Genomic DNA, 21,459 nt, shown 5'->3' on the forward strand with positions numbered 1-21,459 from the left:
CATGGCCATCGCGACGGTGAACCCGGCGAACGGCGAGACGCTCAAGACGTACGACGCGCTCGGCGCCGAGGAGATCGAGCACAGGCTCGCCACGGCCGAGGCCACGTTCCGCGCGTATCGCACGACCTCGTTCGCCGAGCGGTCGCGGCTGCTGCACCGGGCCGCGGACCTGCTGGAGCAGGACCAGGACGACATCGGCCGGGTGATGACGGTCGAGATGGGCAAGCCGGTCAAGCAGGCCCGCGCGGAGGCCGCCAAGTGCGCCAAGGCGATGCGCTGGTACGCCGACCGCGCCGAGTCGCTGCTCGCCGACGAGCACCCGGACGCCGCCGACGCGAAGGACTCCGGCGCGTCCCGGGTGCTGGTGCGGTACCGGCCGATCGGCCCGGTGCTCGCGGTGATGCCGTGGAACTTCCCGCTGTGGCAGGTGGTCCGGTTCGCCGCGCCCGCGCTGATGGCCGGAAACGTGGGCCTGCTCAAGCACGCCTCGAACGTGCCGCAGACCGCGCTCTACCTGGAGGACCTGTTCCGCAGGGCGGGTTTCCCCGAGGGCTGCTTCCAGACGCTGCTGATCGCCTCGGGCGCGGTCGAGGACATCCTGCGCGACCCGCGCGTCAAGGCGGCCACGCTCACCGGCAGTGAACCCGCGGGCCGGGCGGTCGCCGCGGTCGCCGGTGACGAGGTGAAGAAGACGGTGCTGGAGCTGGGCGGCAGCGACCCGTACATCGTGATGCCGTCCGCCGACGTCGAGCGCGCCGCGGCGACCGCCGTGACCGCGCGGGTGCAGAACAACGGGCAGTCCTGCATCGCGGCCAAGCGGTTCATCGTGCACACGGACGTGTTCGACGCGTTCGCGCAGCGCTTCGCGGAAGGGATGCGGGCCCTCAAGGTGGGCGACCCGCTGGACGAGGACACCGAGGTCGGCCCGCTCTCCACCGAGCAGGGCCGCGCCGATCTGGAGGAACTCGTCGACGACGCGGTGGAGAACGGCGCGACCGTGCTGTGCGGCGGGGAACGCCCCGAGGGGCTGCGGGACGGCTGGTACTACGCGCCGACCGTGCTGGCCGACATCACGCCCGAGATGCGTATCCACCAGGAGGAGACGTTCGGCCCGGTCGCCACGCTGTACCGCGCGGCCGACCTGGACGAGGCGGTCGCCATCGCGAACGACACCCCGTTCGGGCTCAGCTCGAACGTGTGGACGCGGGACGAGGCCGAGGTGGAGCGGTTCGTCCGGGACATCGAGGCGGGCGGCGTCTTCTTCAACGGGATGACGGCCTCGCACCCGGCGTTCCCCTTCGGCGGGGAGAAGCGGTCCGGGTACGGACGTGAGCTGTCCGAGCACGGAATCCGCGAGTTCTGCAACATCACCACCGTATGGCACGGAGCGTGAGCGTTCCGCGGCTACGATCCCCCCTGTGAACCGCGAAGTGACCCTCCCCCTGATCGTCGACGACCGCGGCACGTTGCAGGTGGCGGCCGCCGACGTCAGCAAGCTGCTGCGCACGGTGGGCGGCCGGTGGCTGCATCTGGTGGAGGCCGGTCAGGACGGGCTCGACGAGGACACGGTGGCCGCGCTCACCATCGAGCTGGCGAAGCTGGCCGACCGCATCGACGTGGCCTGCATCGCGCACAGCAGCGGGACGAGCGCCGACTGACCCGGGCGCCGGCCGGGCCGTGGCGCGTCACCCCGCGCCCGGCCGCACCGGCGCCGCGCCGTCCGTGCGTCCGCCCGACTGCGGCCCGTCCCCCGGTCCATCCGTCGTTCTGCGGCCCATCCCCGGTCCGGCCATCCGCGGCTAGCGGATCGGCATGCCGGACAGCGTCCGGGCGATGACCAGCCGCTGGATCTCGCTCGTGCCCTCGAAAATGGTGTAGATAGCGGCGTCGCGGTGCATGCGCTCCACCGGGTACTCGCGGGTGTAGCCGTTGCCGCCGAGGATCTGGATCGCCTGGCCGGTGACCTTCTTCGCCGTCTCGCTGGCGAACAGCTTCGACATCGACCCCTCGGCCGCCGTGAACGGCTTGCCGTTGACCGCCATCCAGGACGCCCGCCAGACCAGCAGCCGCGCCGCGTCGATCGAGGTGCGCATGTCGGCGAGCTGGAAGGCGACGCCCTGGTTGTCGATGATCGGGCGGCCGAACTGCTCGCGCGTCCGGGCGTAGTCGAGGGCGACCTCGTACGCGGCGCGGGCGGTGCCGACGGCCATCGCCCCGACCGCGGGACGGCTGGCCTCGAAGGTGGCCATCGCCGCGTTCTTCACCCGCTCGCCGCCCGTCCTGGCCCGCTCCCGGGCGCGGGCGAGCCGCTCGTCGAGCTTGTCCTTGCCGCCGAGCAGGCAGGAGCCGGGAATCCGCACGTCCTCCAGGACGACCTCGGCGGTGTGCGAGGCGCGGATGCCGTGCTTCTTGAACTTCTGGCCCTGGGACAGGCCGGGCGTGCCGGGCGGCACGATGAAGGAGGCGTGGCCCTTGGAACCCAGCTCCGGGTCGACCGCCGCGACCACGACGTGGACGTTGGCGATGCCGCCGTTGGTCGCCCAGGTCTTCGTGCCGTTCAGGACCCACTCGTCCTTGGCCTCGTCATAGACGGCGCGGGTGCGCAGGGAGGCCACGTCGGAGCCGGCGTCGGGCTCGGAGGAGCAGAAGGCCGCGACCTTGACATCGTTGGCGTCGCCGTACATCTGGGGGATCCAGGTGCCGATCTGCTCCTCGGTGCCGTTGGCGAGGACGCCCACGGCGGCGAGGCCGGTGCCGACGATGGACAGGGCGATGCCCGCGTCGCCCCAGAACAGCTCCTCCATGGCCATGGGAATGCCGAGGCCGGTGGGGTCGAAGTACTGCTGGGCGTAGAAGTCCAGGGAGTAGATGCCGACCTTCGCGGCTTCCTGGATGACCGGCCAGGGAGTTTCCTCGCGCTCGTCCCATTCGGCGGCCGCGGGGCGGATGACGTCGGCGGCGAAGCCGTGCAGCCAGTCCCGGACCTCCTTCTGTTCGTCGTTCAGCTCCATGGTGAACTCGGCCATGACCCCTCCAGCGCTGCACTGAATGTTACTTGCGGTAACGAGGAGTCTGTTACCGGCCAGTAGGAAAAGTCAACTCCCGGCCCCGGCTCGGCAGCCCGTTCGATCCCCGTATGCCGAACAGTGTTAGTTTGCGCAGGCGTCACCGAATCACCACGGGTGGGGAGAGCACATGGACACCACACAGCGGACCGACCAGCAGAGGTCCGCGGACCGTCGCAGGCGGGAGCTGCTGGAGGCCGCCGACCGCGTGGTGCTCCGCGACGGCCCCGGTGCCTCCATGAACGCCATCGCCGCCGAGGCCGGCATCACCAAGCCCATCCTGTACCGCCACTTCGGCGACAAGGGCGGGCTGTACGCCGCGCTCGCCAAGCGGCATACGGACGCGCTCCTCGGGGCGCTGCGGGCGGCACTGGACGCTCCGGCCGCCCGGCGTGAGCGCGTCGAGGCCACCCTCGATACGTATCTCGCCGCCATCGAGGCACGCCCCCAGGTGTACCGCTTCCTGATGCATCCGTCGGAGGGCGGCCAGCCCGGCGACCCCGGCTTCGACGTCGGCAAGTACTCGGCGCCGGTGCTGCGCCGCATGGGCGAGGAACTGGCCGAGGTGATCGAGGAGCGCGTGGACCTCGGTCCCGGCAGCCAGCAGCTCGCCCGGGTCTGGGGCCACGGGATCGTCGGCATGATGCACGCGGCGGGCGACTGGTGGCTCGGGGAACGGCCCTGCACGCGCGCCGAGTTGGTGCGCGGCCTGGCCGACCTGCTGTGGGGCCGGCTCGCGGCGGCGGGTGACCGCGTCGGCGGCCCCGGCTTCTGACCCGGGCTCAGCGGTTCCAGGAGGCCCGGCCGACCTGGCGCAGGAGCCGCTTCCCGCGCCACCCGGTGAGCCGGTCGGCGTACACCAGGCCGTCCAGGTGGTCGCACTCGTGCTGGAGGCAGCGGGCGAACCAGCCGGTGCCCTCGACGGTCACGGGCTCGCCGGTGACGGTGACCCCCTCGACGACGGCACGGTCGTGGCGCTCCGTCCCGGCCTCCAAACCCGGCAGCGACAGACAGCCCTCCGGCCCGCGCAGGACCACCCCGTCCGCCGCGACGAGCCGGGGATTCACCACATGGCCGACATGGCGGACATCGTCGTCATCCGGGCAGTCGTATACGAAGACCCGGAGTCCGACGCCGATCTGGTTCGCGGCGAGACCGACGCCCTCGGCGGCGTACATCGTCGCGAACATGTCCTCGACGAGCGCGGCGAGTTGGGGGCCGAAGTCGCCGACCTCGGCGCAGGCCGCGCGCAGGACGGGGTCGCCGAGCAGGGTGAGGGGCCGGACGCGCCCGTGGGTGCCCGGGATGGAGCCGTGTCGCATGGCGGCAAGGGTACGGTCCTCGAAGGCGCGCGCATGTCGCGCGGGCACCCAGGTGGTGCCGCGATTCGGGCACGTGAGTGGATCTCGATAGGCTGAGGCCCACACGGTGCCGGGGGCAGGGGCGCGGCGCGTACGCAAGGAGGATCGAGAAACGATGTCAGGCAACTCGGACCCGCTGTCGCCGCGGGCCAAGCTGGCCGTGACGGCGGGCAAGGCGGCGGCGGCCGTCTCGCGGGCCGCCGGACGCGGCAGCGGATCGGTGATCGGCGGCCGGGTGGCTCTCAAGCTCGACCCCGATCTGCTGGCGAGGCTCGCCACCCACCTGGACGTGATCCTGGTGTCGGCGACCAACGGCAAGACCACGACCACCCGGCTGATCGCGGAGGCGCTGCGCGCCGCCGGACCGGTCGTGTCCAACGCGCTCGGCGCCAACATGCCCGCGGGCATCACCTCGGCGCTGGCCGGCGGTTCGGACGCCAAGTTCGCGGTCATCGAGGTCGACGAGAAGTACCTCTCCGGTGTGGCGCGCGACACCGACCCGAAGTGCATCGCGCTGCTGAACCTCTCGCGCGACCAGCTCGACCGGGCCGCCGAGACCCGGATGATGGCCGAGCACTGGCGTGAGGGGCTCGCCGGTTCCAAGGCCGTCGTGGTCGCCAACGCGGACGACCCGCTGGTCGTGTGGGCCGCGTCCTCCTCGCCGAACGTCCTGTGGGTGGCGGCCGGCCAGATGTGGAAGGACGACGCCTGGTCCTGCCCGTCCTGCGGCGGTGTCATGCAGCGCCCCGGCGACGACTGGTTCTGCGGCGACTGCGGTTTCCGCCGCCCGACGCCGACCTGGGCGCTGTCCGGGGACCACGTCCTCGACCCGCACGGCTCCGCCTGGCCGATCCACCTCCAGCTCCCCGGCCGCGCCAACAAGGCGAACGCCGCCTCCTCGGCCGCCGTCGCCGCCGTCTTCGGGGTGCCGCCGCAGGTCGCCCTGGAGCGCATGTACCAGGTGCAGGCGGTCGCCGGACGCTACGACGTGGTGCAGTTCATGCAGCGCGACCTGCGTCTGCTGCTCGCCAAGAACCCGGCGGGCTGGCTGGAGACCTTCTCGCTGATCGACCCGCCGCCGACCCCGGTCATCCTCTCGGTGAACGCGCGCGGCGCCGACGGCACCGACACGTCCTGGCTGTGGGACGTCGACTACACCCGGCTGACCGGGCACCCGATCTTCGTCCTCGGCGACCGCAAGCTCGACCTCGCCGTGCGCCTCGAAGTTGCCAACCAGCAGTTCCAGGTCTGCGAGAACCTCGACCAGGCCGTGCAGATGGCCCCGCCCGGACGTATCGAGGTCATCGCGAACTACACCGCTTTCCAGGACTTGAGGCGTCGTGTCGGCAACTGAGCCACGGAGGACGAAGAGAATGAGTGACAACAGCCTGCGTCTGGTGTGGATCTACCCGGACCTGCTGAGCACCTACGGCGACCAGGGCAACGCCCTCGTCGTGGAGCGCCGGGCCCGCCAGCGCGGTCTCGACGTGGCCCGCCTCGACGTACGCAGCGACCAGCCGATCCCCACCTCCGGGGACATCTACCTGATCGGCGGCGGCGAGGACCGGCCGCAGCGGCTCGCGGCCGAGCGGCTGCGCCGCGACGGCGGTCTGCACCGCGCGGTGGGCAACGGAGCGATCGTCTTCTCGGTGTGCGCCGGCTACCAGATCCTCGGGCACGAGTTCATCAACGACCTCGGCCAGCGCGAGCCCGGCCTCGGCCTGCTCGACGTGGTCTCCACCCGCGGCGAGGGCGAGCGGTGCGTCGGCGACGTGCTCGCGGACATCGACCCGCGGCTCGGTCTGCCCCAGCTCACCGGGTTCGAGAACCACCAGGGCGTCACCCACCTCGGCCCCACCGCCCGCCCGTTCGCGAACGTGCGGCTCGGCAAGGGCAACGGCACGGGCGACGGCACGGAGGGCGCGTACAACGACACCGTGTTCGGTACGTACATGCACGGGCCCGTCCTCGCCCGCAACCCGCAGATCGCCGACCTGCTGCTGAAGCTGGCGCTCGACGTGAACGCGCTGCCGCCGATCGACGACCGCTGGTACGAGGCGCTGCGCTCCGAGCGCATCGCGTCCGCCACCCAGCCGGCCTAGTCGCACCGGCCCGCCGGGCTGAGGCCCGGGCGGCGGGCCGGGCAGAGGGGAACCGTTCCGAGGAGGAACGGTTCCCCTTCGTGTTTGCCCGGGTGGCGGACCGGGGCGGCCCCGGGGCCCGTCTGGCGCCGGGCCCGCACAGGTGAGCGGGTACGTCCAGCAGGCGGACGCACGGTGCGGTTTCGCCCCCTTCCGCCGGTAGGGTGGCGGGGATCCTGCCGGACAACGTGGTCCGGTCCCCGGCCCACGTTGAGAAGGTATTCCGGGCTATGCGCATTGGTGTCCTCACGTCCGGCGGCGACTGCCCCGGCCTGAACGCCGTCATCCGGTCCGTCGTACACCGTGCCGTCGTCGACCACGGCGACGAGGTCATCGGCTTCCGCGACGGCTGGAAGGGACTGCTGGAGTGCGACTACCTGAAGCTGGACCTCGACGCGGTGAGCGGCATCCTGGCTCGCGGCGGCACCATGCTGGGCTCCTCGCGGGTCCAGCCCGCCCACCTGCGTGACGGTGTGGAGCGCGCCCGCGGGCACGTCGAGGAACTCGGGCTCGACGCGATCATCCCGATCGGCGGCGAGGGCACGCTCAAGGCGGCCCGGCTGCTGTCGGACGCCGGCCTGCCGATCGTCGGCGTGCCGAAGACCATCGACAACGACATCGCCGTCACCGACGTCACCTTCGGCTTCGACACGGCCGTCGGCGTCGCGACCGAGGCCCTCGACCGGCTGAAGACCACCGCCGAGTCGCACCAGCGGGTGCTGATCGTGGAGGTCATGGGCCGCCACACCGGCTGGATCGCGCTGCACTCCGGCATGGCGGCCGGCGCCCACGCCATCGTCGTACCGGAGCGGCCCTTCGACATCGAGGAGCTGGCCGCGAAGGTCGGCGAGCGGTTCGAGGCCGGCAAGCGGTTCGCGATCGTCGTCGCCGCCGAGGGCGCCAAGCCCCGCGCCGGCTCCATGGAGTACGACGAGGGCGGCAAGGACGTCTACGGCCACGAGCGCTTCGCGGGCATCGCCCGGCAGCTCTCCATCGAGCTGGAGGAGCGGCTCGGCAAGGAGGCCCGGCCGGTCATCCTCGGGCACGTGCAGCGCGGCGGCACCCCGACCGCGTACGACAGGGTCCTCGCGACCCGGTTCGGCTGGCACGCGGTGGAGGCGGTGCACCGCGGCGAGTTCGGGAACATGACCGCGCTGCGCGGGACCGACATCGTCATGGTGTCGCTCGCGGAGGCGGTGGAGACGCTGAAGACGGTCCCGGACGAGCGCTACGCCGAGGCGGAGTGCGTGCTCTGAGCCGTTCGCCACTGGAACCGCCCCCGGTCGTCGACACGACCGGGGGCGGTTCTAGTCTGGTGCGGACAGACAGCGCACAACCCTCCCTCAGTGCCGCAAAAGGCCCGGGCCTCGACAGGCCCGGGCCTCGGACCGGCCGGGGGGACACCCCAGAAACAGGAGCCGGTGGATGGATCACAGCGGGCACGGCATGACCATGGATCTGCCGCCGTTCACGCTGGGACGGGGGCTCACATGGTCCGCGGACCCGTTCTTCCTCGTCGCCTGCCTGCTCGGCCTCGCCCTGTACGGCTGGGGTGTGGTCCGGCTCGCCCGGCGCGGCGACTCCTGGTCCTGGGGCCGCACGGTGTCCTTCGTCATCGGCGTGCTGACCGTGCTGCTCGTGATGTGCACCCGGCTGAACGACTACGGCATGGTCATGTTCAGCGTGCACATGGTGCAGCACATGGTGATCAGCATGCTCTCGCCGATCCTGATCCTGCTCGGGGCGCCGATCACCCTGGCGCTGCGGGCGCTGCCGGTGGCGGCGAAGCGGGGCAACAAGGGGCCGCGTGAGCTGCTGCTGATGTTCCTGCACAGCCGGTACATGCGGATCGTCACCCACCCGGCGTTCACCATCCCGCTGTTCATCGCGAGCCTCTACGCGCTGTACTTCTCCCCCGTCTTCGACTTCCTGATGGGCTCGAAGACGGGGCACATCGCGATGATGTGCCACTTCCTCGCCGTCGGGCTGGTGTTCTTCTGGCCGATCATGGGCGTGGACCCCGGCCCGCACCGGCCGGGCTATCTGATGCGGATGCTGGAGCTGTTCGCGGGCATGCCGTTCCACGCGTTCTTCGGCATCGCGTTGATGATGGCGTCGGAGCCGATGGTCGAGACGTACAAGAACCCGCCCGCCTCCCTCGGCATCGACGCGCTCGCCGACCAGACCGCGGCGGGCGGTATCGCCTGGGCGTTCAGCGAGATCCCGTCGGTTCTCGTGCTGCTCGCCCTGCTCTTCCAGTGGTACGGCTCCGAGCAGCGGCAGGCCAAGCGCCAGGACCGGGCGGCGGACCGCGACGGCGACAAGGAGCTGGAGGCGTACAACGCCTATCTGGCCTCGCTCAACGCCCGCGGCAACTGACCCCGCCCGGCGGTCCGGGGCGTCCCGCCCCTGGCGAAGCGCGTCCGTCCGGGTGAAAATGGCACCCAAGGCCACGGCCCGCGCTGCGGGCCCCGGCTGGAGGAGGGTGTCGCGATGCCCGGTACGACGAAGACGATGGGGGCGCTCACGGTGGGCGGGCTCGTCATGGTGACGGCCTACACGGTGGCGCTGGGCAGCAACGGCTGGCTGTGGTTCGGCTGGGTCGTGCTCGGCCTGATCACGCTCGGGATGGTGGTGTCCCACGCCTGACCCCGGCGCGGGCATCCGGAACGCCTGGACCGGGGGCTCGGGCGGGGGCGCAGTCCGGTCACCGCCCGGGGCGTGTGCCGATTCACGGCGGGGGGCGCGAGGCCGGTCAGGGCCGGGAGCACAAGCCCGGTCACCCGCCGAGGGCGCGAGCCCGGTCAGGGCCGGGAGTGCCGGGTCGCCGAGTGGACGCCCGGCTGGTACTTGGGCAGTCGCGCGGTGATCTTCATGCCCGCGCCCACGGCCGTCTCGATGACGAGGCCGTGGTCGTCGCCGTAGACCTGGCGCAGCCGTTCGTCGACGTTGGACAGGCCGATCCCGCCGGAGGCGCCGGCCTCCCCGGACAGGATGCGGCGCAGCCGGTCGGGGTCCATGCCCACTCCGTTGTCCTCGATGACGACGAGTGCCTCGGCGCCCGCGTCCTGCGCCGTGATGCTGATGTGGCTCTTGTCGGCCTTGCCCTCCAGGCCGTGCTTGACGGCGTTCTCCACCAGGGGCTGGAGGCAGAGGAAGGGCAGCGCGACCGGCAGCACCTCGGGGGCGATCTGGAGGGTGACGGAGAGCCGCTCCCCGAAGCGGGCCCGTACGAGCGCCAGGTAGTGGTCGATGGCGTGGAGTTCGTCGGCGAGGGTGGTGAAGTCGCCGTGTTTGCGGAACGAGTAGCGGGTGAAGTCGGCGAACTCCAGGAGCAGGTCGCGGGCGCGCTCGGGGTCGGTGCGGACGAACGAGGCGATCACCGCGAGCGAGTTGAAGACGAAGTGCGGGGAGATCTGGGCGCGCAGGGCCCTGATCTCGGCCTCGATCAGCCGGGTCCTGGACCGGTCGAGGTCGGCCAGTTCGAGTTGGACGGAGACCCAGCGCGCGACCTCGCCGGCGGCGCGTACGAGGACGGCCGACTCGCGGGGCGCGCAGGCGACGAGCGCTCCGTGCACCCGGTCCTCGACGGTGAGCGGCGCGACGACGGCCCAGCGCAGTGTGCAGGAGGGTTCGTCGCAGCTCAGCCGGAAGGCCTCGCCGCGGCCGGTGTCCAGCGGGCCGCCGAGCCGTTCCATGATCTCGGCGCGGTGGTGGGAGCCGACGCCGTCCCAGGCGAGGACCGACTCCTCGTCGGTGAGGCACAGCGCGTCGGTGCCGAGCAGGGTGCGCAGCCGGCGCGCGGAGCGGCGGGCCGTCTCCTCGGTGAGGCCGGCGCGCAGCGGGGGCGCGGCGAGCGAGGCGGTGTGCAGGGTCTGGAAGGTGGCGTGCTCGACGGGTGTGCCGAGGCCGCCGAGGTGCTGCGGGCGTGCGGTGCGCCGGCCGAGCCAGAATCCGGCGGCGAGCAGCGGCAGGGCGGCGACGCAGAGGCCGGCGAGGAATCCGCTCACCGGCCCGCCGCCTCGGTGAGTTCCTCCGGGAGGTGGAAGCGGGCGAGGATCGCGGCCGTTCCCGCCGGTACGCGGGCCGCGGTGGCCAGGGACACGAGCAGCATGGTGACGAAGCCGAGCGGGACGGACCAGAGGGCGGGCCAGGCGAGCAGGGCGTGCAGCGAGCCGGTGCGGGGATAGCCGGCCATGGTGGCGCCGACGGCGAGCAGGGCGGCGCCGCCTCCGACGAGCATGCCGGCGGCGGCGCCGGGCGGGGTGAGCCGGCGCCACCAGATGCCGAGGACGAGCAGCGGGCAGAAGGAGGACGCGGAGACGGCGAACGCGAGCCCCACCGCGTCCGCGACGGGCAGGCCGCCGACCAGGACGCTCGCGGCGAGCGGTACGGCCATCGCGAGGACGGTGCCGAGCCGGAAGTGCCGCACGCCCCGGGAGGGCAGCACGTCCTGGGTGAGCACTCCGGCGACGGCCATGGTCAGTCCGGAGGCCGTGGACAGGAACGCGGCGAAGGCGCCGCCCGCGACGAGTGCGCCCAGCAGGTTGCCGCCGGCTCCGCCGATCATCCGGTCGGGCAGCAGGAGCACGGCGGCGTCGGCGTCGCCGCTGAGGCTCAGTTCGGGGGCGTAGAGGCGGCCGAGGGCGCCGTAGACGGGCGGGAGGAGGTAGAAGGCGCCGATCAGGCCGAGCACGGCGACGGTGGTGCGGCGGGCGGCGACGCCGTGCGGGGAGGTGTAGAAGCGGACGACGACGTGGGGCAGGCCCATGGTGCCGAGGAAGGTGGCGAGGATCAGTCCGTAGGTGGCGTACAGCGGGCGTTCCTCGCGGCCGGCCGCGAGGGAGGTCGACATGCCGCCGTTGCTGCCCCGGTCGGCGGCGGGTACCGGGGCGCCGGGGTCGAAGGTGAGCCGGGTGCCGCGTTCGACGCGGTGGGTGCCGGCCGCCAGGTGCAGGCGCGCGCTGTCGTGGCGGCGGCCGTCCACGGTGCCGGTCGCGGTGACGGTGAGGGGCCGGGACAGTTTGAGGTCGAGGGTGGCGTCGATGCGGACGAGGCGCTGGTCGCGGAAGGCGGGCGGTTCGTCGAAGGCGTGGCGGGGCGCGCCGTGCGACTGCCAGGCGAGGACGAGGAAGAGGGCGGGGACGAGCAGGGCGGTGAGTTTGAGCCAGTACTGGAAGGCCTGGACGAAGGTGATGCTGCGCATGCCGCCCGCGGCGACGGTGGCGACCACGACGGCGGCGACGAGGACGCCGCCGAACCAGCCGGGCGCGTCGGTCATGACGGCGAGGGTCAGTCCGGCGCCCTGGAGCTGGGGCAGCAGATAGAGCCAGCCGACGCCCACGACGAAGGCTCCGGCGAGGCGTCGTACGCCCTGGGAGCCGAGGCGGGCCTCCGCGAAGTCCGGCAGGGTGTAGGCGCCGGAGCGGCGCAGCGGGGCGGCGACGAACAGGAGCAGGACGAGGTAGCCCGCGGTGTAGCCGACGGGGTACCAGAGCATGTCGGGTCCCTGGACGAGGACGAGTCCGGCGATGCCGAGGAAGGAGGCGGCGGAGAGGTATTCGCCGCTGATCGCGGCGGCGTTGAGCCGGGGGCCGACGGTGCGGGAGGCGACGTAGAAGTCGGAGGTGGTCCGGGAGATGCGCAGACCGAACGCGCCGACCAGGACGGTCGCGACGACGACGAGGGCGACCGCGGGAACGGCGTAGTTCTGGTTCACCGGTCAGCGGTCCTCGACGAGCCGCACGAAGTCGCGTTCGTTGCGTTCGGCCCGGCGCACGTACCAGCGGGCGAGCAGTACGAGGGGCGGGTAGACACAGAAGCCGAGGACGGCCCATTCGAGTCCGGGGCGGTCGGGCAGGGCGGCGAAGAACAGCGGCAGCGGGGCGACGAGCAGCACCAGGACGGCGAACACGGCGAGCGCCGCCCGGAGTTGACTGCGCATCAGGGAGCGTACGTAGGTGTGGCCGAGGGTGGTCTGTTCGTCGATCTCGGTCCGTGGCCGGTAGTAGCCGGACGTGTGGGGGTGGCGGCCGCGCGTGCGCGACCGGGCGTGGGTGAGGGTGCGCCGGGGCGTTCCGGTGACGACGACGCGGCGTTCGGCGGGGTCCTGCGGCACGCCGTCCTCCTCAGCTCGCGGTCCGGCGCAGCAGCAGATCGCGCAGTTGGCGGGCGTGGCGGCGGCTGACCTGGAGTTCGACGGATCCGACGAGGACGCTCACGGTGCCGGCATCCAGGCGGAGTTCGGCGATGTGGCGCAGGGCGACGAGGTGGCGGCGGTGGATGCGGACGAAGCCCCGGGAGCGCCAGCGCTCTTCGAGGGTGGACAGCGGGATGCGGACCAGGTGGGTGCCCTGCGGGGTGTGCAGCCGGGCGTAGTCGCCGTGGGCCTCGACGTGGGTGATGTCCTCGACGGCCACGAAGCGGGTGACGCCGCCGAGTTCGACGGATATGTGGTCGGGGTCGGGTTCGTGGACGGGGATCAGCGGTGCGGTGTCGCGGAGTTGGGCGGCCCGCCGGATCGCCTCGCCGAGCCGTTCGCGCCGTACGGGCTTGAGGACGTAGTCGACGGCCTTGAGGTCGAAGGCCTGGACGGCGAAGCCCTCGTGCGCGGTCACGAACACCACGAGCGGGGGCTGCGCGAACCCGCCGAGCAGCCGGGCCAGGTCGAGTCCGTCCAGGCCCGGCATGTGGATGTCGAGGAAGACGACGTCGATCGCCTCGGGGCCGCCCGGTCCGGACTCCAGGGCGCGGTTGATCCGGCGCAGCGCCTCGGTCGCGTCGCCCGCGCCCTCGGCGCTGCCGATCCGGGGATCGGCGTTCAGGAGATACAGAAGCTCCTCCAGGGAGGGTCGTTCGTCGTCGACGGCGAGGGCGCGCAGCATGAGAGTGGAGTGTAAGAGCGATTCGGGCGGCTGGACATGTGCGGGACATGGCCGTCGTGCCCGGCCGGGTGGCGGTCGCCGCTGGATACAGTGCCGCCATGAACAGCAAGCCCGCGATGTTCGACGAACTCGACCGCAAGATCATCACCGCTCTGATGGCCAACGCCCGGACGAGCTTCGCGGAGATCGGCGCGGCGATCGGGCTGTCCGCCACGGCGGTCAAGCGCCGCGTCGACCGGCTGCGCGAGACGGGGGTGATCACCGGGTTCACGGCCACCGTGAAGCCGGCGGCGCTCGGCTGGCGCACGGAGGCGTACGTCGAGGTGTACTGCGAGGGGGCGGCCCCGCCCAGGCGGCTCGCCGAGGTGGTGCGCAACCATCCGGAGATCACCGCGGCGATGACGGTGACCGGCGGCGCGGACGCGCTGCTGCACGTTCGGGCGGTGGATGTGGAGCACTTCGAGGAGGTGCTGGAGCGCATCCGGGTGGAACCGTTCATCCGGAAGACGATCAGTTACATGGTGCTGTCCCATCTGCTGCCCGAGGCTCCGGAGGCGGGAGCGACCCATGCCGCCCCCGGCGACGCAGGAAACGTGCGCTGACCCAGTCGATCACGCAGCGATACTGCGCAGACACGCAGCTCTCCTCGCTTGTCGCCCGTATCCCCCGTTTCCTACCGTGGAGGTATCCACCCAGCCGACACCGCAGGAAGCGGAGGGACCCCTCTGTGCCCGACAGCCGTGTGCCGCGCCCCCGGCGCTTTCTCGTCTGCGAACCCAGACACTTCGCCGTGCAGTACGCGATCAATCCCTGGATGCATCCCGACGCCCCCGTGGACGCGGATCTCGCGCGCGCCCAGTGGCGGGCGCTGACCGACGCCTATCGCGCGCACGGTCACACCGTCGAATCCGTCGAGCCGGTCGCCGGCCTGCCCGACATGGTCTTCGCCGCGAACTGCGCGCTCGTCCTCGGGGGCCGGGTCTTCGGCTCGTACTTCCACGCGCCGGAGCGGCGCCCCGAGTCCACCGCGTACGACACCTGGTTCAAGACGGCCGGGTTCGACGTCTACCGTCCCGAGTCGGTCTGCGAGGGCGAGGGCGATCTCGTCCCGACCCGGCACTTCGTCCTGGCGGGCACCGGCTTCCGTACGACACCAGAGGCGCATCGCGAGGTCCAGGAGTTCTTCGGCGTCCCGGTGATCACGCTGCGCCTGACGGACCCGCGGTTCTACCACCTGGACACCGCGCTGTTCGTCCTCGACGACGAGAACATCGCCTATTACCCGGACGCCTTCTCGCCGGGCAGCCGCGAGGTGCTGGCCCGGCTGTTCCCGGACGCGGTGATCGCCACCCGCGAGGACGCGTTCGCCTTCGGCCTCAACTCCGTGTCCGACGGCCGTCATGTGTTCATCGCGCCGCGCGCCGAGGCCCTCGCCGGGCAGCTCGCCCGGCGCGGCTACGTTCCCGTCCCCGTCGACCTCTCGGAGTTCCAGAAGGCCGGCGGCGGCATCAAGTGCTGCACTCAGGAGATCCGCTCATGACCGCTCCCGCCCGTGTGGGTACCTCCGCCGCCGACGGTACGCGCGGCTCCGCCGAGCTGATCCGTGCCGAGGCGCCGGTCCTGGCGCACAACTACCACCCGCTGCCCGTGGTCGTCGCGCACGCCGAGGGCAGCTGGGTCGAGGACGTCGAGGGCCGCCGCTACCTCGACATGCTGGCCGGCTACTCCGCCCTCAACTTCGGCCACCGCAACCCGGTGCTGATCGAGGCGGCGCACCGCCAGCTCGACCGGCTCACTCTCACCTCGCGGGCGTTCCACAACGACCGGCTGGCCGGATTCGCCGAGTCGCTGGCCGAGTTGACGGGCCAGGACATGGTCCTGCCGATGAACACCGGCGCGGAGGCGGTGGAGAGCGCCGTCAAGGTGGCGCGCAAGTGGGCGTACGAGGTGAAGGGCGTCGAGCCCGGCCGGGCGACGATCGTGGTGGCGGCGGACAACTTCCACGGCCGCACCACGACCATCGTCAGCTTCTCCACGGACGAGACGGCCCGGTCCGGGTTCGGCCCCTTCACGCCCGGTTTCCGGGTCGTGCCGTACAACGACCTGGCCGCGCTGGAGGCGGCCATCGACGAGACCACGGCGGCGGTCCTGATCGAGCCCGTCCAGGGCGAGGCGGGCGTCGTCATCCCGGACGACGGCTATCTCGCCGGGGTCCGCGACCTCACGCGGCGCGCGGGCTGCCTCTTCGTCGCGGACGAGATCCAGTCGGGCCTCGGCCGTACGGGCACCACTCTCGCGGTGGACCACGAGTCCGTCGTCCCGGATCTGGTGCTGCTCGGCAAGGCGCTGGGCGGCGGGATCGTGCCGGTCTCCGCGGTCGTCGGGCGGCGGGACGTCATGGAGGTGCTGCGGCCGGGCGAGCACGGCTCGACGTTCGGCGGCAATCCGCTCGCCGCCGCGGTCGGCTCGGCGGTCGTCGGCCTGCTGAGGACGGGCGACTACCAGCGGCGGGCCGCCGCGCTGGGCGTGGTCCTGCGGGAGGGACTGACGACGCTGGTCGGCCGGGGCGTGGTGGGCTTCCGCTCGCGCGGGCTGTGGGCGGGCGTCGACATCGACCCGGCCATCGGCACGGGCCGGGAGATCAGCCAGGCGCTGATGGAAGAGGGCGTCCTCGTCAAGGACACGCACGGCTCGACCATCCGCCTCGCGCCCCCGCTCACCATCACCGAGGAGGAACTCGGCTCGGCGCTCGGGTCCCTGGAGAAGGTTCTGGCCCGAGGGGTCTGACACTGGCCGGAGGACCGGCCCTGAAGACCTGCCCGGAGGACCGGCCCAGAAGACCGGCCTGGAAGACCAGCCGGGAAGACCGGCCGGGAGGACTGGTGGGAAGACGAGCCGGGAAGACGTGCTCCGAGGCGACAGAGAGTGACGTCCTGGTGGTTACGCCCGGCGACGGCCGCGCCTACACTGATCGCTCCCACGGGGAAACGAGGAGCGCTCAGTGTTCTATTACGTGCTCAAGTACGTGCTTCTGGGTCCACTGTTGAGACTGGTCTTCCGGCCTCGGATCGAGGGCCTTGAGCACGTACCGTCGTCGGGCGCGGCCATCGTGGCCGGCAACCATCTGTCCTTCGCGGACCACTTCCTGATGCCGGCGATCCTGAAGCGCCGGATAACCTTCCTCGCGAAGGCGGAGTACTTCACCGGGCCGGGGATCAAGGGCCGGCTGACGGCCGCGTTCTTCCGCAGTGCCGGGCAGATCCCGGTGGACCGCTCCGGCAAGGAGGCCGGGCAGGCCGCGATCCGCGAGGGCCTCGGCGTCCTCGCCAAGGACGAGCTGCTCGGCATCTACCCCGAGGGCACCCGCTCGCACGACGGCCGCCTCTACAAGGGCAAGGTCGGCGTCGCCGTGATGGCGCTGCGCGCCGAGGCGCCGGTGATCCCCTGCGCGATGATCGGCACGTTCGAGGCGCAGCCTCCCGGCCGCAAGCTCCCCCGGATCCGCCCCGTGTCGATCCGGTTCGGCGAGCCCCTCGACTTCTCGCGCTACGCCGGGATGGAGAACGAGAAGACGGTCCTGCGCGCCATCACCGACGAGATCATGTACGCCATCCTGACGCTCTCGGAGCAGGAGTACGTCGACCGGTACGCCGCCGACGTCAAGAAGGAGGAGGCGGCGAAGGCGGAGTCCCGGCGCCCGTTCCGCCGTACGCCGTCGAGCTGAGCGGCGCCGTCTGCCCGCGGGTCCGGTGGTCCCGCCAGGACGGGCGGGCAGCGTGACGGGGCGGCCGGTCGGAACCGGCCGCCCCTCGGGTCGCGGGGACTACGGCTGCGGAGTGGCGTGCGGCGCGCACGTCACGTCGGCCGCGTCCGTCTTCCCGGTGAGCAGGTAGGAGTCGACCCGCCCGTTGACGCAGGGGTTGACCAGACCGGTCACACCGTGCGAACCGGCGCCCTTCTCGGTGATGAGCCGGGATCCCTTGAAGCGCTTGTGCAGTTCGACGGCGCCCACGTACGGGGTGGCGGCGTCGTTCGTGGACTGCACGATCAGGACCGGCGGCAGGCCCTTGCCGGTCCTGACCTCGACCGGCGTCTGCTGCTTGACCGGCCAGGTGGCGCACGGGAGGTTCATCCACGCGTTGGCCCAGGTCATGAACGGGTAGTCCTTGTGCAGCCGGGAGTTGTCCCGGTCCCACTTGCGCCAGCTCGTCGGCCACTTGGCGTCGGTGCACTCGACGGCCGTGTAGACGGCGTTGCCGTTCTCCGCGGAGGCGTTGCCCGCGGTGTCGGACAGGTCGGGCGCGGCGGCGTCGACGAGCGCCTGGGTGTCACCGGCGACGTACTTGCTGAACACCGTCGCGATCGGCACCCACGAGGAGTCGTAGTACGGGGCGCTCTGGAAGAAGGAGATCAGCTCGGCGGGGCCGACCACACCGCCCAGCGGGCTCTTCTTGGCGGCGGCGCGCACCTTCAGCCACTGGTTCTGGACCTTGGCGCGGGTGTCGCCGAGGTGGAAGGTGGCGTCGTTCTTGGCGACCCAGTCCTGCCAGTCCTTCCAGCGGCCCTCGAAGGCGATGTCCTGGTTGAGGTTGGCCTGGTACCAGATGTTCTCGCGCTCGGGGTTGACGACACTGTCGACCACCATGCGGCGGACGTGGCCCGGGAAGAGCGTGCCGTAGACGGCGCCCAGGTAGGTGCCGTAGGAGACGCCCAGGTAGTTGAGCTTCTTCTCGCCGAGCGCGGCGCGGATGACGTCCAGGTCGCGGGCGGTGTTGGGCGTGGTCATCTGCTGGAGCACGGCCTTGCCGGTGCGCTCGGCGCAGCCGTCGGCGTACTCGGCGGCCAGCTTGCGCTGGGCGCGCTTGTCGGCCTCGCTGTCGGGGACCGGGTCCGCCTTGGGCGCCTTCACGAACTCCTGCGGGTCGACGCAGGAGATGGGCGCGGAGTGGCCGACACCACGCGGGTCGAAGCCCACGAAATCGTAGGCCTTCGCCGTGTTCACCCACAGGGGGTTCTTGCCGGTGACGCGGGTCGGGAAGCGCATGCCGGAGCCGCCGGGGCCGCCCGGGTTGTAGAGGAGGGCGCCCTGCCGCTCCTCCTTCGTGCCGGTGCTCGCGATCCGGTCGACGGCGAGCTTGAGCTGCTTTCCGTTCGGGTGCGCGTAGTCCAGCGGCACGCTGACCCAGCCGCACTGGATCGGCTTCACGAAGCCCCAGTCGGCCGGACAGTCCTGCCAGTCGATTCCCGCCTTGGCGGCCCGCTGCGCGGCCACGGCGGCACCGCGCTGCTCGCGGCTCTGCCCGTGGCTCTGTCCGTGGCTCCGGCCGTGACGCGAGTCGGCGGTGGCCGACGGGGCCGCCACGGCTCCGGCTATCAGGGTCGCCGTGACGAGCACGCCGGCCGAACCGAGCGCCGTCACCCGTTTCGTGGGTCGCTTGGACCTCAAGTGGGGCCTCCCGTACATCGTTGCGATTGGTACGGGGATCCTTTCGGCTGTGAGTCCCCTGAGAACAGATGTGACCGGCGTTCTTTACCATTCCGATAGCCGGTACGCCGTGCTCCGGTCAGCGGTGAGCTTTCCGTGAACCCGCCTTCCACCGGCGGTTTCTGACGTCATGTGAGGTCGTGCGACGCCTCGTCCAGGACCCGGCGCAGCAGCAGCGCGTCGGGGGCGAGCGCGGTGACGAGCGCCGCGGGGCCGGCGAGCGGGGTGAGCGCGGCGTACTCCCCCAGCAGCCGCGGGACCGGCGGCTGCCGCCCGAACTCCGGCCGTACGACGACGAGCTGGCCGAGCGCCCGGCGCCCCGCGAGGACGGCGGGACCGTCCCAGCCGCCCGGCGCTCCCGGGCCGCACGCCAACTCCTGGTCCAGCAGCGTCCGTCCGTCATAGCGCACGGTGAGCCGGCTGGTGAGCCGGCCCGGGTCCTCCCCCACCCGCCCGAGCACCTGCTCCTCCCGGAGGACGAGCCGTGCGCCGGGCCCGAGGTCGGCGCGCGTGGTGACCGTCAGCTCGCTGCCGCAGGCGGAGATCAACTGCTCGGGCAGCCAGTGCAGTTCGCCGCCCTCGGCGACGTCGAGCCGCACGTCGTAGCGTGCCTCGCCCTTGGACTGGCCGGGCAGCGCGATGGTGGCGGCGGCCGATCCGACCCGCAGGCAGGCGTCCGGGCCCACCCGTGTCCGCACGGTGAGGTGGTCGCCGCCGAGCGGCCCGTTCATCGCGCCGACCAGCGTCACCCGCGCCTCGGTTCCGGCGGCTCGGGTGCGGCGCGGGGCGAGCGGTCCCTCACCGTCGAGCACCGGCAGGGCCGTGCCGCCGCGCCCGTCCGCCCTGGCCTCGATCCGGGCGGTGGCGCGGACCCCCTGGGCCGTCATGCCGTCCATGCGACGAGCCGGTCGCGCACCCAGCCGGCGACGTCCGCGACGCCGGCCTCGCTACGCAACGACTGGAAGACGACGGGCAGTTGGTCGCGCTGCGCCTTGGCGTCGGCGGCCATGCGCGCGAGGTCGGACCCGACGTGCGGCGCGAGGTCGGTCTTGTTCACGACGAGCAGGTCGGCCGTGGTGACGCCCGGTCCGCCCTTGCGCGGGATGTCGTCCCCGCCGGCGACGTCGATCACGAAGATCTGCGCGTCGACCAGGCCCTTGGAGAAGGTCGCCGTCAGGTTGTCGCCGCCGGACTCCACGAGGATCAGGTCCAGTGGCCCGACCTCGTCCTCCAGGTCCTCGACCGCTTCGAGGTTCGCGGAGATGTCGTCGCGGATCGCGGTGTGCGGGCAGGCGCCCGTCTCGACGGCGGTGATCCGCTCGGGCGGCAGCACGGCCTCCCGGAGCAGGAACTCGGCGTCCTCGCGGGTGTAGATGTCGTTGGTGACGACGGCGAGGGACAGTTCGTCGCGCAGCGCACGGCAGAGTGCGGCGACGGTGGCGGTCTTGCCCGAACCGACCGGACCGCCGAGCCCGATCCGAAGGGCCCGACGCCGACCGTCGGGCCGGTGCGCGTCGGCACTGACGGCGGCGGGGCCGTGGTGGGAGTGGTCGAGATGCATGGGGGGCTCCTGTTTCTTCCGGTCGCTGGGATTCCGGTGGTTCCGCTGGGTGGTGCGATGCCGGGGTTTTGCCGGGTGGTCCGGGTGGTGCGATGCCGGCGGTTCCGCCGGGCGGGGTGATTCCGGCGGTTCCGCTGGGGGTGATTCCGGTGTTCTGTTGGGCGGTGTGATTCCGGTGTTCTGTTGGGCGGTGTGCTTCCGGTGGGTGCCTTTCGGTGCGCGTGTCCTTCGGTCCGCGTGTCCTTCGGTCCGCGTGTCCTTCGGGGGCTTGCCTCCTCCGGCCGGGTCCGCTCGGGCCGGCCCGACCTGGGTGGGCGGCGATCGAAGAGTCCGGGCCGGACGGCGATGCCCGGGCCGGACGGCGACGCCCGGGCCGGACGGCGACGTTCGCCGGGCACGTCGGCCGGTTCGCGCTCGGCTAGGACGCGAAGAGGCGTACCGGCCAGGCGGCGTGCGCCTCCGCGCTGATCTCCAGCAGGGGCGCCGACCCGGCGGGGAGTGCCTCGACGCCTTCGTCGAGCACCCGCCGCGCCGCACTCGCCGCCGCGTGCGCGACGATGTCCAGCTCCGGTGCCAGCCGCGCCAGGACGGCCGTCGCGTCGAACGGGTCGAGGCTCAGGAGTCGTACCGTCGCCGACGCCGGCCCGCTGACGCCCTCGTAGGCGGCGCAGTACGCGGCGTCCTCGGGTCCGAGCCCCGCGGCCCGTGCCGCCACGCCGAGCACCACCGGCTGGTGGGCTCCCTTGGGGAACTCCTCGGCCAGCCGGTCGAGTTCGGCGCCGGGCCAGGTGGCGCGGGCGGCCCGCATGAGCTGCCGCCCGAGCCGCCGCGCGGCGACGCGCAGCGCGAGCGAGGGGGTCCGGGCGTCGGCGGCGGCGTCCGGCCCGACGTGCGGATCGACCCCGACAGCTTCGCCGTGCACATCGACGGCGACCTCGTCGAGGTGACCCCGGCGGCCGAAC

At 72.2% G+C, this 21,459-nt stretch carries 22 protein-coding genes; 12 read left to right on the forward strand and 10 right to left on the reverse strand.

Annotation, left to right across the window (positions count from 1 at the left end):
• The first annotated feature begins 1 nt into the window (after window position 1).
• Complete coding sequence (locus AB0912_RS29110) at window positions 2-1,393, forward strand: NADP-dependent succinic semialdehyde dehydrogenase (RefSeq protein ID WP_366704972.1); 1,392 nt, start codon at window positions 2-4, stop codon at window positions 1,391-1,393.
• Between the two features lie 25 nt (window positions 1,394-1,418).
• Window positions 1,419-1,658 (forward strand): DUF6213 family protein, encoded by a 240-nt coding sequence (locus AB0912_RS29115; protein ID WP_366704974.1) that lies wholly within the window; start codon window positions 1,419-1,421, stop codon window positions 1,656-1,658.
• A gap of 141 nt (window positions 1,659-1,799) precedes the next feature.
• On the opposite strand, the gene AB0912_RS29120 is transcribed toward AB0912_RS29115, so the two are convergent.
• Window positions 1,800-3,026: an acyl-CoA dehydrogenase family protein gene (locus tag AB0912_RS29120; protein ID WP_366704976.1), complete on the reverse strand. Its 1,227-nt coding sequence runs from the start codon at window positions 3,024-3,026 to the stop codon at window positions 1,800-1,802.
• Between the two features lie 169 nt (window positions 3,027-3,195).
• Here AB0912_RS29120 and AB0912_RS29125 point away from each other — a divergent pair, with 169 nt between their 5' ends.
• Window positions 3,196-3,840: a TetR family transcriptional regulator gene (locus AB0912_RS29125; protein ID WP_366704978.1), complete on the forward strand. Its 645-nt coding sequence runs from the start codon at window positions 3,196-3,198 to the stop codon at window positions 3,838-3,840.
• A 7-nt stretch (window positions 3,841-3,847) separates the two neighbouring features.
• On the opposite strand, the gene def is transcribed toward AB0912_RS29125, so the two are convergent.
• A complete protein-coding gene (def, locus tag AB0912_RS29130) occupies window positions 3,848-4,387 on the reverse strand; it encodes a peptide deformylase (RefSeq protein WP_366704980.1) in 540 nt (179 codons plus the stop codon).
• 154 nt (window positions 4,388-4,541) lie between these two features.
• On the opposite strand from def, the gene AB0912_RS29135 reads away from it, so the two are divergent.
• The 5 genes from AB0912_RS29135 (at window position 4,542) to AB0912_RS29155 (ending at window position 9,216) form a co-directional block, all read left to right on the forward strand.
• Window positions 4,542-5,780, forward strand: coding sequence for a MurT ligase domain-containing protein (locus tag AB0912_RS29135; RefSeq protein WP_366704982.1), 1,239 nt, complete (start codon window positions 4,542-4,544; stop codon window positions 5,778-5,780).
• 19 nt (window positions 5,781-5,799) lie between these two features.
• Window positions 5,800-6,528 carry a glutamine amidotransferase gene (locus AB0912_RS29140; protein WP_366704984.1) on the forward strand — a complete coding sequence of 243 codons (729 nt, stop codon included), beginning with the start codon at window positions 5,800-5,802 and terminating at the stop codon, window positions 6,526-6,528.
• 269 nt (window positions 6,529-6,797) lie between these two features.
• Window positions 6,798-7,823: a 6-phosphofructokinase gene (locus tag AB0912_RS29145; protein ID WP_366704986.1), complete on the forward strand. Its 1,026-nt coding sequence runs from the start codon at window positions 6,798-6,800 to the stop codon at window positions 7,821-7,823.
• A gap of 169 nt (window positions 7,824-7,992) precedes the next feature.
• Entirely contained in the window at window positions 7,993-8,946 is a 954-nt protein-coding gene (locus tag AB0912_RS29150) for a cytochrome c oxidase assembly protein (RefSeq protein WP_366704988.1), read from the forward strand.
• A 114-nt stretch (window positions 8,947-9,060) separates the two neighbouring features.
• Window positions 9,061-9,216: a hypothetical protein gene (locus AB0912_RS29155; RefSeq protein ID WP_366704990.1), complete on the forward strand. Its 156-nt coding sequence runs from the start codon at window positions 9,061-9,063 to the stop codon at window positions 9,214-9,216.
• A gap of 155 nt (window positions 9,217-9,371) precedes the next feature.
• Here AB0912_RS29155 and AB0912_RS29160 read toward each other — a convergent pair whose 3' ends face one another.
• From AB0912_RS29160 to AB0912_RS29175, 4 genes are read right to left on the reverse strand one after another with little or no spacing between them, the layout of a single operon-like run.
• Window positions 9,372-10,577 carry a histidine kinase gene (locus AB0912_RS29160; protein ID WP_366704992.1) on the reverse strand — a complete coding sequence of 402 codons (1,206 nt, stop codon included), beginning with the start codon at window positions 10,575-10,577 and terminating at the stop codon, window positions 9,372-9,374.
• Window positions 10,574-12,286 (reverse strand): cation acetate symporter, encoded by a 1,713-nt coding sequence (locus AB0912_RS29165; RefSeq protein WP_366704994.1) that lies wholly within the window; start codon window positions 12,284-12,286, stop codon window positions 10,574-10,576. Before AB0912_RS29165 ends, AB0912_RS29160 begins: the two co-directional genes overlap by 4 nt.
• Before the next feature lie 3 nt (window positions 12,287-12,289).
• Entirely contained in the window at window positions 12,290-12,685 is a 396-nt protein-coding gene (locus AB0912_RS29170) for a hypothetical protein (protein ID WP_366704996.1), read from the reverse strand.
• A 10-nt stretch (window positions 12,686-12,695) separates the two neighbouring features.
• On the reverse strand, window positions 12,696-13,451 hold the full coding sequence (locus tag AB0912_RS29175; protein ID WP_366704998.1) for a response regulator transcription factor: 756 nt from the start codon (window positions 13,449-13,451) through the stop codon (window positions 12,696-12,698).
• 98 nt (window positions 13,452-13,549) lie between these two features.
• Between AB0912_RS29175 and AB0912_RS29180 the strand changes: the two genes are divergently transcribed.
• The 4 genes from AB0912_RS29180 to AB0912_RS29195 all read left to right on the forward strand — a co-directional run bounded on the left by AB0912_RS29180 (window position 13,550) and on the right by AB0912_RS29195 (window position 17,175).
• Complete coding sequence (locus AB0912_RS29180) at window positions 13,550-14,053, forward strand: Lrp/AsnC family transcriptional regulator (protein ID WP_366705000.1); 504 nt, start codon at window positions 13,550-13,552, stop codon at window positions 14,051-14,053.
• Between the two features lie 125 nt (window positions 14,054-14,178).
• A complete protein-coding gene (gene ddaH / locus AB0912_RS29185; protein WP_366705002.1) occupies window positions 14,179-14,991 on the forward strand; it encodes a dimethylargininase in 813 nt (270 codons plus the stop codon).
• Window positions 14,988-16,238, forward strand: coding sequence for an ornithine--oxo-acid transaminase (rocD, locus tag AB0912_RS29190; protein ID WP_366705004.1), 1,251 nt, complete (start codon window positions 14,988-14,990; stop codon window positions 16,236-16,238). The genes ddaH and rocD overlap by 4 nt, the downstream gene beginning before the upstream one ends.
• 214 nt (window positions 16,239-16,452) lie before the next feature.
• Entirely contained in the window at window positions 16,453-17,175 is a 723-nt protein-coding gene (locus AB0912_RS29195) for a lysophospholipid acyltransferase family protein (protein ID WP_366705006.1), read from the forward strand.
• Between the two features lie 99 nt (window positions 17,176-17,274).
• On the opposite strand, the gene AB0912_RS29200 is transcribed toward AB0912_RS29195, so the two are convergent.
• The 4 genes from AB0912_RS29200 to AB0912_RS29215 form a co-directional block, all read right to left on the reverse strand.
• Window positions 17,275-18,897 (reverse strand): alpha/beta hydrolase, encoded by a 1,623-nt coding sequence (locus AB0912_RS29200; RefSeq protein WP_366705008.1) that lies wholly within the window; start codon window positions 18,895-18,897, stop codon window positions 17,275-17,277.
• Window positions 18,898-19,064: 167 nt separating this feature from the next.
• A complete protein-coding gene (locus AB0912_RS29205) occupies window positions 19,065-19,823 on the reverse strand; it encodes an urease accessory protein UreD (protein ID WP_366705010.1) in 759 nt (252 codons plus the stop codon).
• Complete coding sequence (gene ureG, locus AB0912_RS29210; protein ID WP_366705012.1) at window positions 19,820-20,497, reverse strand: urease accessory protein UreG; 678 nt, start codon at window positions 20,495-20,497, stop codon at window positions 19,820-19,822. The genes AB0912_RS29205 and ureG overlap by 4 nt, the downstream gene beginning before the upstream one ends.
• A gap of 418 nt (window positions 20,498-20,915) precedes the next feature.
• Window positions 20,916-21,459, reverse strand: a 544-nt coding sequence (locus AB0912_RS29215; RefSeq protein WP_366705014.1) for an urease accessory UreF family protein, incomplete at its 5' end; no start/stop codon positions are given.

This window comes from Streptomyces sp. NPDC007084 (assembly GCF_040703595.1).
Taxonomy (GTDB): domain Bacteria; phylum Actinomycetota; class Actinomycetes; order Streptomycetales; family Streptomycetaceae; genus Streptomyces.